Here is a 13,527-nt window from a genome sequence, read left to right as displayed (position 1 = left end):
TTGTTTGAACAGCCACTAATCCGCTCGAAGTGCTTCGACCGGATCGACGCTCATTGCGCGTTGCGCGGGAACGTAGCTCGCGAGAACTGCGATGAGCAGCATGATTATGGAGACGACGACCAACGTCGTTGGATCGGTGGGGCTTACGCCGTACAGTACAGAGCTGAGTACGCGCGTTATCGCGACCGTCGCGAGGATGCCAATGACGATCCCCGCCACGGCGAACTGTACGGATTGTCTTACCACCATCGTACCGACACGTGACGCATGTGCGCCGAGTGCCATGCGAATTCCGATCTCGCCGCGACGCCTGCCGACGATGTACGAGATCACGCCGTAGATACCGATCGCGCTCAGGATCAACGCCATCGAAGCTGCGATCCCGAGTAGCGTCATTGTGAACGAGAGCCGGATCATCGAGCGCGCGACTATGTCTTCCATCGGTCTGACATTACCGAGAGGAACATCGGGATCCATCTGCCGGAGGATACGTCGGAGAGATCCGGCGAGCACAGTTGGTGGTACGCCGGTCGACCGAAGCACGACCGTCATCGTCCTCACCGGTCCTTCCAGGTATGTATTCGCAATGGGCAGCAACGGAAAGAAGACTGCCTCGGCCGGCGGATCGCTCAACGCCGAGCCGTGAATGTCGTCACTAACTCCTACGACACGATAGAAGGGTGGCTTGCGCGTACCGAGTTTGATTCCCTTTCCGATCGCGTCCTGGCCTGGCCAGAGGCGCGCGGCCAGCGCCCTGGTGACGACGACGCCAGCCGTATGCGACTCGACGTCGCTCCATTTCGGCTCGGAGCCCCGCAGCTTGATGCCGAGTGCACTGAAATACCCAGGTGAAATCGTCTTGGCGCCGATGCAGCCGACCGATCGTCCTCCATCCTCGCCAGGATTCTCGATCGCCATTCCAGAGCAGCCGCTGAACCCGCCGATTGCAGTACCGTCATTGGACGGGCCGAGCGGAACCACTTCACCCGCGCCTGCAACCTGAACTCCGGGGATCGCGGCGGTGCGTGTCAGCAGATCGTGATAGAAGCCCTCCACCTGCTCCATCGTCGAGTACCGAGCGGCAGGCAGGCTCAACTCCGCAGTCAGTACGTTCGAAGGGTCAAACCCGGGTGAGACGCCACGGAGATTTCGAAAACTCTGCAACATGAGGCCGGCTGCTGCGAGCAGCACGAGCGCGAGGGCGGTTTGCGCGGCGACGAGCATGCCGCGCGTGAAATGTTGCCTCGCCGACGACGACATGCCGCGTCCGCCCTCACGCAACATCATTGCATCATCGGCGGACTCCGCACCCATCAGAGCCAGCGCTCCGAACAGAATGCCGGCGGCTAGCGACACCCCCATGGTGAACAGCAAGCTCAGCCATCCGGGATGAACCTCGCTCATGCGGGGCAGATCAGGTGGGGCGAGCACAACTATTACATGCAATCCGATCGCGGCGAGTCCAAACGCCGCGGCGCCGCCGATCAACGCGAGCAGTATCGTCTCAGCGAAGTAGTGCCGTGCAAGGTCCGCCCGTTTCGCTCCCAGAGCTGTCCGGATCGCGACTTCTCGCTGACGCGATTCTGCACGCACGAGAAACAGATTGGCGACATTCCCGCATGCAATTACCAACACGAGCGCCACCGCACCGAGCAGGATCCACAGCCGTGTTGATACGTCGCCAATGATGCGTGTCCGAAGCGGCGTTACGGCGGTAGTGAACCCGGTGCCCTTGAGAAAACCATCGCTGTAGGCAGTAGGGAACATGACCGGAAAACGTTTCGTGATCTGCGCGAGCTCTGCTTGTGCTGACGCCACCGTTGCACCGGGCGCCAGGCGTGCAACTACTGGGAGATAGTGATGATTTTGCGGCGTCGCATTGGGATCGAGCTCCGCCGGTAGCCACAGGTCGATATTCGGAGAAGTCACGTCGGGGACGGTCGCGTCCGGGCCCATCACTCCGACCACCTGCATCGGAATCGTATTCACGGTGATCAATCGGCCAACCACGTGCGGGTCGCTATCGAGACGCGTCTTCCAGTAGTTGTAGCTGATCACAACCACGGGTTGCGCATTCGGCAGATTGTCCGTGTGACTGAGCGCGCGTCCCAGCATCGGACGCAGACGAAGGACGTCGAAGATGCTCCCGCTTACCAGCGCAGCCGGAACGCGCTCTGCGGCCCGGTTGCCGGTAATCGTCATCCGCTCCGGCATGAGTGCGGCGGCATTTTCGAGGGTGTGCGCATTCTTCTGGAAGTAGAAGAAGCCGGCGGAAGAAAGTCCCCATCTCGAGTCGGGCTTGATCCCCGGCGTCGGCGAGTCCAACCAAACGAGCCGGTCAGAATCCGCGTACGGCAGCGCGTGCAACACCACCCGGTCCAGCATCGTGAAGATCGCCGTCGTCGCTCCGATCCCGAGCGCGAGCGTGATGACCACGATCAGCGTGAAGCCGGGACTACGCGCGAGCGAGCGGATCGCACGCCCGGTTTCACGTTTCAGCGAGTCACCTACGCCCATTTTGCCCCCGTTGTGGTGCCCGTCCTAAGGGAACAAGCGTGCCACGGGCGCGGATAGGCATATCTCGTTGTGGGACAACGAGTTAGTCGATTATAATGACGCTTGATTCAATGGGAAAATGTCCGGAATCGGGATAGGGCGTCCCATTTCCGGACAGTAGTTGGCCGGCTGCGGCAACTGCCTCCAACCTACTGCGTCAACAACCGCCGCACTGCCGGCACCACGACCAGATGCAGCAACCCCTGCGGCTTGTCAGCCGCAGTCAGAATCACCTTCGCCGAGTCAGTCCAGGCCTGCGATAACGGCATGCCACTCTTGCGCGCCTCGAGCGCCGCGAGCCCGATCGTGCCAACACGTGCAAGCGCGTCAGCTGCTGGAATCGCACCCTGCGCGAGCGGCGACCGATTCCCGGCATCATGCACGCGCGGTGCGAGCGCGCGCCAGTCGGAGAACCACTTCGCAAGTGTATCGTGCGCAGCAACGTTTGTCCTGGGCGAAGCGATGACGTCGGCAACCAACTGCTGAATGCGCCATCTATTCGGTGGATCGGGCTGCGCTGCATCCACAACCTGCACCAGCGGTGTCATCTGCGTGGTCGGCCCGCCGTGCACGCGCTGGCCCAATGTCACCGGTTCGGCGAACCGGAGCAAATGCGCGAGCGGCGCGATATCAGGACCATTCATGATGCGTCGCAGGAATCGGTCGGTATGCGACTCCTGTCCCAGCCCAAGCTGCTCCAGGCGCACGTCCTGAATGGCGAGTCTGCGATACATGTCTCCCACGTCGGTCACGCTCCTCGGCGACCAGAAACGCTCGGCGATCGCAGCCAACCGCGGCCAGATGCGCGAGTCGATGCTCTCGGGAGCGATGAGCTCGGACCACATGCACGCCTCGCCACCGAGCACGCGCGCGACCTGGTCCGGAGTAAGCGTGCTGTCGCCGGCGAGTGGATCGGCGAGATACATCTGCTCCGACGACTTCATCGCATCCAGGTAGTAGGGCGCCGAGAGAATTCCGCTGAAACCCTGCGAGACCGCCTGACCGAGGTACTGCGTGCCGCGCCACGATTGAACGACCGTGGTGCGCGGCAGATCGGGGTGCAGGATTTCGTCCCAGCCGATCATGTGCTTGTGATGCTTTGTGAGAATGCGCGACAGGCGCTGGTTGAAGTACGCCTGCAGTGCAGCGTGATCCGCGAGATGGCGTGCTGCCATGAACTTCTGAATGCGCGCACTCTGTTTCCACTGTGTTGCATTTACCTCGTCGCCACCGATGTGCCAGTACGCATCGGGGAACAACGTGGACATCTCGCCAATGAAGCGGTCGATGAATTTGTAGACCGTCTCGCGCGTCGGATCGAACACGCCAGCGTAGCCTGTCCAGCGTCGACCGATCGCGTACGGCCCCGGTCCGCTGGCGTACTGCGGATATCCGACGAACCAGGCGCTCGAATGTCCCGGCATGTCGAACTCGGGCACCACGCGAATGCCGCGATCGCGCGCATATGCCACGACTTCGCGGATCTGCGCCTGCGTGTAGTAGAGACTGTCCGAGCCCACGCCTTGCAGTTTGGGATAACGCTTGCTCTCGACACGAATGCCCTGATCGTCGGACAGGTGCCAGTGCAGAACGTTGAGCTTGACGGCCGACATGCCATCCAGCGTTCGCTCGATCTCGGATACCGGCTCGAAGTGGCGGCTCACGTCGACGAGCAGTCCACGCCACTTGAAGCGCGGCGTGTCGGTGATGCTGACATTGGGGATGAAGTAGTGCTGCGCGTCGCCGTCGACGAGCTGGAGGACGGTCTCGAGTCCGCGGATCACACCGACGGTCGTCGCTGCGTGCAGGGTCAGGGATCCGTTGCCGCTTGTGAGCGTGTACGATTCATTTTCGTCGATACCCTGCACTCGTTCGCCGGGACCGTCGCAATCGATCACGAGCGTCGCGCCGGTGGAATCGTGTGCGATTGCGTGGGACATCGCGATACCTGTTCTATACTCCAGGCGCGGTATCATTCGCTCTACAGCGTGCATCAGTCGCGCATCGTCGCCATGCACGACTGCGACACGGAATGTCGAATCAATATTTATTGATCCGTTTTGAACCGCTACACTGCTCGGAACAGGCATCAGGTTGAGCGTGGCTGGTGCCTGAGCGCGAGCGATTCCCGGTGCGGTGGCGCACACGATAGTCACGGCGACGATGAGATCGAGTCGGGTCATCGGGATATTCTAACGCGCGGAATTGGTACGCGCTTCCGATGATCCTACCCACGCGCCGGATTGGTGGTCATGCGTAGGGCGCGGATCCTTCCGCGCCTGGCCCATTTACGTGGAATCGGAATCGGATAAACGCGGTATATATCCACGGCTGGCCCCGTTACGCGCAACCGGAATGGGGTATCCGACCGACGCCGATCGTCGTGATCGTTCTGGTCGGCGCCCGATGTAATCGTTGTAATTCAGAAACGCCGAAATTGTCGGCTGTCGGCATCACGATACGGCACGCGATCCGAATTCCATCCATCATAATGATCCGATACGCGGCATTCCGAAATCGGCGGCGCGGTTATCCGATTCCGATCGCGCCGACAGGGGCCACGCGCGGATATATACCGCGTTTATCGGATTCCGATCGCGTGTAACGGGGTCACGCGCGGATATATACCGCGTTTATCGGATTCCGATCGCGTGTAACGGGGTCAGGCGCGGAAGGATCCGCGCCCTACGCATGCGTACCAATTCGGCGCGTGGATGGCGTCGTCGGAAACGCGTACCAATTCGGCGCGCGGATGGCGTCGTCGGAAATGCCCACCAATTCGGCGCGTGGTTGGCGTCGTCACCGGCTGTGCTTGTACATCATGTCCACCAGCTCGTCGTACATCTCGGACGCTTCCTCACCGCCCGTACGGATCGCCGACGCCGCACAGTGCTTGAGATGGTTACGCATCAACTCGCGACCGACCGCGCGCAACGCCTCGTGCGTGGACGCTATCTGCGTCATGATGTCGGCGCAGTAGCGGTCATCCTCGACCATCTTCTGCAGCCCGCGCACCTGACCCTCGATCCTGCGCAGCCGGAGGAGGTTTCTGGACTTGGCGTCGGAGTCCACGCCGACTGCCTTTCGACCGGAACTCGGTGAAGCCGGCGCCTTCCGTGTCGTGTTGGCGGGTGTTTTCGCGGATGTTGGCATCAATCAAGTCTTGTTGATGTAATTGTTGGCCCGTTCATGTCACGCGATCCGAACATGGCGCAACCGGAGACTGTTGCTCACCACGCTCACCGAGCTGAACGCCATTGCGGCGCTCGCGAGGATGGGACTGAGCAGGATTCCGAAGCTCGGGTAGAGCACTCCGGCAGCTATGGGGATTCCGACCACGTTGTAGATGAATGCCCAGAACAGGTTCTGCTTCATCGTCGCAAGCGTACGGCGCGACAACGTGATGGCATCGACGACGCTTCGCAGATCGCCGCGCATCAGCACGACATCTGCTGCTTCCATTGCTATGTCGGTACCGGTGCCGATGCCGAACGAGATGTCGGCCTGGCTCAGCGCCGGTGCGTCATTGATGCCGTCCCCGACCATGGCTACGATGTTCCCTGCGGACTGCAATCGTACAATTTCCGCTACCTTTCCATCAGGCAGGACACCGGCAACGACGCGCGATATTCCCGCTGCGCGAGCGACTGCGTCGGCGGTACGTTGATCGTCGCCCGTCAACATCGCCACCTCCAGTCCCATCTCATGAAGCGATGCGATTGCCTCGCGTGAAGTATCGCGGACGCGGTCCGCAACTGCAACGAGACCCGACAATCTGCCATCGATGGCGACATAGATCGACGTCTTTCCGTCGCCCGACAGTCGCTGCGCTTCCGGGCGCAACGACGAAACATCTATCGCGTACTCACGCATCAATGTTTCGTTACCGACGATCACGGCGGTACCGCCTACGGCGCCCAGTGCGCCCTGTCCGGTGACGGACTGGAACGCCTCGGGTGTGGTGCCGCGAATCGCCTTCTCACCAGCATGCCGCAGTATCGCCTCCGCGAGCGGATGCTCGGACTGTGCTTCGATCGACGCCACCAGCGCCAGAAATTCAGCTTCGTCGATCGCAGCGCCGCCATCAGTTGCCGGACGCAGGACGACATCGGTGACGGACGGACGCCCTTCGGTCACCGTTCCCGTCTTGTCCAGCACGACAGTCGTCACATCCGCGGCACGTTGCAACGCTTCGCCGCCCTTGATGAGAATGCCGAGCGCGGCCCCCCGTCCACTTGCGACCATTACAGCCGTCGGGACGGCAAGTCCCATCGCGCACGGGCATGCGATGATCAGTACCGCTACGGACGCAGCGAACGCGCGCACGAGAGGCGCGGACCCGCCGTGCACACTCACGACCGCGAACCACGTGATGAACGTTACGACGGCAAGCGCTATCACGACCGGCACGAACACGGCGCTCACGCGATCTGCGAGGCGCTGTATCGGGGCGCGCGAGCTCTGCGCATCGCGCATCAGCCGCACTATCTGCGCGAGGACACTGTTCTGGCCCAACGACGTTGCGGCGTAGCGGAAACTGCCGGTGCGATTGATGGTACCACCGATCACGCGATCGCCAGTGGTCTTCTCGATCGGCAGCGATTCGCCGGTGAGCATCGATTCGTCCACCGCGCTGTGGCCGGAGATAATCTGCCCATCCACGGGGACCCGCTCGCCCGGGCGTACCACTATCGTATCGCCGTGCTGAATCGAATCGATTGGAACGGCCACCTCTGCATCGCCACGTAGAACGCGGGCGTTCTTTGGCTGGAGATCGACGAGGGCGCGAAGAGCACCCGCAGTCTGCCGCTTCGCTCGCGCCTCGAATGCGTTGCCGGTGAGAATCAGTGCAATGATGAAGACGACGGCTTCGTAGTAGACGTCTGGCGCAACACCGTGACTGATGAAGAATCCAGGCATTACCGTTGCGATCGTCGAATAGATGAACGCCGCGCCGGTACCAACCGCGATCAGCGTGTTCATGTCCGACGTGCGGTGACGCAATCCGCTCCATGCACCCGTATAGAAGCGACGGCCCGCCCATGCCATGATCGCGAGCGTGACGATCAGCAGCGCGTATGAGAGCACCTCGGGATCGATCGCGTACGCCCACGGCGCAACTGTCTGCAACGCCGGAGTGAGCGACGTCATCACCCAGCGCATGAACGGATCGGCGACGGGACCATGCACGATCATCGCGTTGGCCTGCATCAACGGCATCGAGAGCAGCATCGCGATGACGGCTACGACTCCGCTCACTATCGCCTTGAGACGCAGATCGCGAAACTCCTCGTCCTGCGCGCGCTCCCTCGCTTCCTGCTCCTCGAACGCCGTCTGGTCCGGTGAAGCCAACTCCGCGCCATATCCCGAATCGACAATCGCGGCAACGAGTCTGTCGGGCGTGACGACCGCCGGATCGTATCTCACATCGGCGCTGTTCATCATGAGATTCACGGACGCGTCGAGAACACCCGGCTCGCCCTCGAGCGCACGCTGCACGTGCGCCTGGCACGCGGCGCAGGTCATACCCGACACGGGTATCCGGATCGCGCTGCGATCGCCGTCGGCGGTGGCGCGATTGCGCCCTGCCGGCGCGACCCTTGTTGCGTTGGTCACGATCGGAACCCTTTACGCCGCACCCCTGGCGCGCGCCGGATAACCGGCACGTGTGACTGAGGCGGCTATGTCATCTGCCGATACGGTTGATGGATCGAAGTTGACGGTGGCTATTCCGATCCCGACGTCGCTCGCGTGAACGCCAGTCACACTGTCGACGGCCTTCTTGACTCGGGCTACACAGTGGTCACAGCTCATTCCCGTGATGTCGAGAACGAGGGATTCATCGCGGCTCGCGGCCGGTGCTGTCATGGTGGACTCCAGATTTGACGGAACATACCCTGGACGGGTATCTGCGTGAACGTTATATACCCCCCACCCCTATGTCAAGACGCCGGACCGTTCACGTTATTTGAGCGCCGTGACGATCAGATACGCATTGAGACCCGCAATCAGGGCCGAAAGTCCCCACCCGATCCATCTGGTCACGGTACCGTTCACGAACTCGCCCATCTTGGTACGGTCGCTCGTGAACTGGACCAGTGGAATCACCGCAAAGGAGAGCTGCGCCGAGAGTATCACCTGGCTGAACAGAAGCAGCGCCCCCATTCCACGGTCGCCATACCACGCGACAACGAAAATCGACGGAACGATCGCGAGCATTCGCGAGATCATCCGGCGCAGCCACGCCGGAATGCGGAACTCGGTGAAGCCTTCGAGCACGATCTGGCCCGCGAGCGTTCCGGTCAGTGTGGAATTCTGCCCGGACGCGAGCAGAGCAACCGCGAACAATGGCGTGGCGACCGCGACGCCGAGCAATGGCGACAACAGCTTGTACGCATCCTGGATCTCGCCAACCTCGTGGTGACCGGTCCTGTAGAACGTCGCCGCGGATACGACGAGGATCGCCGCGTTCACGAAGAGCGCGAGCATCAGCGCCACTGTTGAATCGGTGTACGAATACTTGAGCGCGTCGCGCAGATCGGAAACGCTCCGTCCATGCCGGCGCGTCTGCACGATCGACGAGTGCAGATACAGATTGTGCGGCATGACCGTCGCGCCGAGTATGCCGAGCGCGATGTACAGCATCTTTGGATCGGTCACGATCTGCGACGTAGGTATGAATCCGCGCATGGTCGCAGCCCAGTCGGGTTTCGAGTACGCGATCTCGAACCCGAATATCACCATCATCGTTATGATCAGCGTCACGACAAAGGCTTCGATCAGTCTGAATCCCTTGTTCTGCAGCGCGAGGACTATCAGAACGTCGAGCGCGGTCAGGGCCACTCCCCACACGAGCGGCAGATGAAACAACAGGTTCAGCGCGATCGCGGCCCCGAGCACTTCGGCGATGTCGCATGCTATGATCCCGATCTCGGCGGAAAGCCACAAGCCGATCGATACCGGGCGTGGATATGCGTCGCGGCACGCCTGCGCCAGGTCGCGCTCCGACACGATGCCGAGCTTGGCGGAGAGCGCCTGCAGAAAGATCGCGATGAAGTTCGCGATGAGAACGACAGAAAGCAGCGAGTAGTTATATAGACTTCCCGCCGCGATGTCGGTGGCCCAGTTGCCGGGATCCATGTATCCGACGGCAATGAGGTAGCCAGGGCCCGCAAATGCGAGTGCACGCCGCCAGATGTACCGCTTGTCCGGTACGTGGATCGAGCGGTTGACTTCGGGAAGGCTTGGTATGATGCTGAGCCGCTTCCAACCGTGCTTTCTAACGCCCGTGTCTTCGGGATCGAGCTCGGGTTCCGTCGAGGTGAGGGTCATGAGTGTGAATCCTCTCTCGACACGGGATCGACGAATACCTCGCGCGCGGCCTGCGGCGTGATGCGCACCAGCTTGCCGCCGATCCGGAGCACGAGCGGCCCCTCGAATGGCTCCTGTCGAACGAACTCGAACGCCGTGCCGGGAACGACGCCGAGTGACTTGAAGTGACGCAACAGGTCCGCGTCCTCGTCGCTTACGCGCTGGACCACGAGACGCTCGGGCTCACGCTGCACCGCAAGCGAGCGATTGGAGCTGCGTGCGATGGCGCCGGCGCGCGTCGGAATCGGATCGCCATGCGGACAGGCAGCCGGATGACCCAGCAGCTCGTCGATCCTGTCCTCGAACTCCTCGCTGATGTGGTGCTCCAGCCGTTCGGCTTCCTCGTGCACGTTGTCCCACGTGAAGCCCATCGCCCGTACTAGGTAGAGCTCCAGCAGCCTGTGATGCCGGATGATCTCGAGCGCCATCTTCTCGCCGGCTTCGGTCAGCTCGACCGCCTGATACGGGGCATGCGAGATGAGCCGGAGCTCCGTCAGGCGCCGCATCATCTTGCTGACCGCGGGCGCGCTGACGCCGAGCCGGTCGGCCAGATCCTGCGTTGTGATGGTGCCTTTATCGCTGCGGGCCTTGTAGATAGCCTTTATATAGTCTTCGACGGACGGGGAGAGCATTTTTGTGCGTATTGACCCGATGTGGTCTTTTAACCTTGGTTAATTCTAGTCTATACCCACGGTTAAGTGTCGTCAAGACTGGGATGAATTGTGGGATGAATTGGCGTTAAGTACGGATAGGAATGGGGGACGGCGCGAGCTTAGGCGATCCTACACTGTCTGAGCGGCCTCGTACGACATCGCGTGGCGTCTTCGTCGCCCGGGTCAGACGGGGTTATGTGATCGAACCTCGCGGAAATCAGCCGAGTCGAGTCGGCAGGGCAGTACGGGGATGAGGCACCGTCTAGCCGTCTGCTTACCCAATGAGTCAGCGTGTTCGATGGGATCTCAGAGATTCCTTGAAATTTGCGACGATTCATATTTGCTCTTGCGCAGAACTCAAACGGAGATATGTTGTCTCCGGCTCGTAACTGTGCCTACGTGGTCACGCGCATCACGATTGGTAACATGTATCGCCCTAAGCGTTTGTTGAGTTGAAGCTGTGTGTGGAGCTCTTGTCAAATTGTGTGGAAACGCGCGTCAGGCGGCGAGCTTTTCTCTGGCTGGTTTGACGACACGAATCCCGTCTTGGTATTCAGTGCCGGCATAAACGTGGGCTAGCAGGTGCGGTGCGTTCAGTTTCCTAAAGTTCTGCTGCACGACCAGCAGCATCTTCCAGATCAAGGCCGTTGCATTCTCGACCCTCTTGAATCTCTTCGCAGCGCCGGTGCGAAGTCGGACCGCGGCAAATGGTGATTCTACCACGTTCGTTGTCCTGATGTGCGCCCAGTGTTCCTGGGGAAATGTGTAGTACGTCACCATGCGGTCCCAGTCGCGCTCGAGGCGTTCGACTGCTTTCGGATGCGCGCGCTCGTATGACTTCCGAAACTCTCGCTTCAGCCGCTCGCATTCCTTCTGCGTTTCCGCCGTAGCGATCTTTTGCAGCTTGAGCTTCACCTCTGGCTGATGCTTGAGCGCGATCACATCCAGTACGTTGCGCAACTTATGATTCCAGCATCTCTGCTCGGCCGATGTTGGATACACGCTGCCGAGCCCGGCCCAGATACCGAGATGTCCATCTGCAATCGTAAGCTTCGGCGCGCGCAGCCCGCGAGCTTTCAGGTCGCGGAGGGCGGCACTCCAGCTCTCACTCGATTCACGCTGCCCGCTCTCGACGGCGAGGATCACTTTCTCACCGTTAGAAGTCGCACCTATCAGCACCAGGAGCGCGGCCTTTTCCTTCTCCAGGCCGGCCTTCACGTAGATCCCGTCGGCCCAGAGATACACGATCTCAAGGTCGGAGAGATCACGCCGCTTCCATATGTTGTACTGCTCCTGCCATTCCGCCTTCAATCGTAGGATCGAACTCGGCGAGAGCGGTGCAGCGTCGCCCAAGAGGCCGCGCAGTGCGAGATCGAAATCGCCGAGTGACAAGCCGTGCAAGTACAGCTCCGGCAAAAGCGCGCCGACCTCCTCGGTCCGTCGCTTGAACAACGGAAGCAAGCGACTCGCAAATTTCTCTTCCATGTGGCTCACGCGTGGCCGCTGTACCGTGATCGTGCCGCTCGACAACGTGAGCTTCCGTGGCCGCCCAACACCATTCCGATAACCTGGTGCGCTTTCTTCCGTCCGACGTTCTGATTTCTTCCGGCCCAGTAGCTCATCAACCTCTTCCTCGAGCACGCGCTGAAGGAGCTGCTGAATCCCTCCTCTAGCGAATGTTTCCAACGTCTCCCACGACCGTAGCTCAGGCGGACCTGCCGCTGGGCTTGACGAGCTACTTGACTCCGCTGCTGCTGTGACGATCTTCCTCATTGGGCGGTGGCTCCTTTTCTTTGACCGGCACAAGGCCGGTGGTGATTGGTCTCACCAGAGAAGGTGTCACCGCCTTTCGCTTATGTCCATTTCCACACGTTTAGAGAATAGCTCAGATCGTTATGATGCGCACGACGAGGCGATCTGGAATAATCTCCATGAAATTGGAGTTGTAGTCACGCAGCATCGTGAACTCTACTATCGCCCGTACGATGGAGTTAATCCGGGTGTCGAGGCGGGGCTGATATGGTCAGCCTACTAATGGTGGCCACATGACAATTGCGTACATCCTGAACTCTGCTGCGGTACTATCGCTGATCGCCGTTTCAAGTTTTGCGATCAGCCAAGATGTTACGCAAAGAGTTGTTGCGACAGATCGACATACGACGTCCAGATTTGGAGATACACCGCTCGTCCGTGCGTGGGTGAAAGAGTATCACTGTCCTGAAAGCGCGTCAAAGCTGGCTCCAATTCGAGTTTGGCCTTCAAAGAAGGACTTCTCACCTGCTGAGGCGTGCGCCGTTTCGTGGAGGGCGCGCTACGCATGGATGAAAGCTGATTCCTTGCACGGAACCCGAATCGACCCGCGAGATTCAGTACCAATTTCCGGGATCGTCGTCAGTCATTCGCCAGTTATCGTAATTGTCGGGGATGCACGAGAGCACCGTACCAAATCAAACGCCGGCTTTAGCGTAACATTGTACCGTGGTTCCTCTGCCGCAGTTATCGTTGCATTCAGTAGGAATCGAGATGCAGGGGCGATCGGTCCTGGCCATCCCGCGGAACCAGGCGACTCTACGGCGGATCCAGTACAACGGTGAAGAGCTGAATGCACCATAGTAGATGAGTAATTGGATACCGCAGGCACGCCAAAGGAAGTTGCGATTACCTCATCCGTCTTGTGTTGCGTCTGAGCCCCTCCGCGTTGACGGTGATCGCTGAGTCCAACTGGCAGTGCAACAACATGATCGCATCATCGCGCGTGGCTCAACACGGGGCCTGACCTGCTAGTCTGGCGATAAAGTCTAATTCGCTGGCGACTCCCGAAAATTGCCGACCTCAGTCCCCTTCCTCCCGTGCCAGTCCCGTCTGTCCCAAATCCGTTGCTGGCGGGTCGGCATCCCTGCGAGTTTCACCAGTAACGGGCGCTCGGTGCGTAGCGGCGTGTCCCGGA

At 60.5% G+C, this 13,527-nt stretch carries 8 protein-coding genes; all 8 read right to left on the bottom strand.

From position 1 onward, the window contains the following. Positions 1-15: 15 nt before the first annotated feature. The 8 genes from V4529_12880 to V4529_12845 all read right to left on the bottom strand — a co-directional run bounded on the left by V4529_12880 (position 16) and on the right by V4529_12845 (position 12,353). Positions 16-2,517: an ABC transporter permease gene (locus tag V4529_12880; protein MES2359220.1), complete on the bottom strand. Its 2,502-nt coding sequence runs from the start codon at positions 2,515-2,517 to the stop codon at positions 16-18. 188 nt (positions 2,518-2,705) lie between these two features. Continuing rightward, a complete protein-coding gene (locus V4529_12875; GenBank protein MES2359219.1) occupies positions 2,706-4,739 on the bottom strand; it encodes a family 20 glycosylhydrolase in 2,034 nt (677 codons plus the stop codon). A gap of 616 nt (positions 4,740-5,355) precedes the next feature. Beyond that, positions 5,356-5,709 (bottom strand): metal-sensitive transcriptional regulator, encoded by a 354-nt coding sequence (locus V4529_12870; GenBank protein ID MES2359218.1) that lies wholly within the window; start codon positions 5,707-5,709, stop codon positions 5,356-5,358. 39 nt (positions 5,710-5,748) lie between these two features. Beyond that, positions 5,749-8,172: a heavy metal translocating P-type ATPase gene (locus V4529_12865; protein MES2359217.1), complete on the bottom strand. Its 2,424-nt coding sequence runs from the start codon at positions 8,170-8,172 to the stop codon at positions 5,749-5,751. A gap of 12 nt (positions 8,173-8,184) precedes the next feature. Continuing rightward, positions 8,185-8,424 (bottom strand): cation transporter, encoded by a 240-nt coding sequence (locus tag V4529_12860; GenBank protein ID MES2359216.1) that lies wholly within the window; start codon positions 8,422-8,424, stop codon positions 8,185-8,187. Positions 8,425-8,520: 96 nt separating this feature from the next. Then, positions 8,521-9,888 carry an Nramp family divalent metal transporter gene (locus V4529_12855; protein MES2359215.1) on the bottom strand — a complete coding sequence of 456 codons (1,368 nt, stop codon included), beginning with the start codon at positions 9,886-9,888 and terminating at the stop codon, positions 8,521-8,523. Next, positions 9,885-10,559 carry a metal-dependent transcriptional regulator gene (locus V4529_12850; GenBank protein ID MES2359214.1) on the bottom strand — a complete coding sequence of 225 codons (675 nt, stop codon included), beginning with the start codon at positions 10,557-10,559 and terminating at the stop codon, positions 9,885-9,887. Before V4529_12850 ends, V4529_12855 begins: the two co-directional genes overlap by 4 nt. A 519-nt stretch (positions 10,560-11,078) precedes the next feature. Continuing rightward, a complete protein-coding gene (locus V4529_12845) occupies positions 11,079-12,353 on the bottom strand; it encodes an IS256 family transposase (protein MES2359213.1) in 1,275 nt (424 codons plus the stop codon). Positions 12,354-13,527 lie beyond the last annotated feature (1,174 nt).

Source organism: Gemmatimonadota bacterium (genome assembly GCA_040388625.1).
Lineage (GTDB): Bacteria > Gemmatimonadota > Gemmatimonadetes > Gemmatimonadales > Gemmatimonadaceae > Fen-1247.
This window is presented reverse-complemented; position numbering and strand designations above follow the sequence as displayed.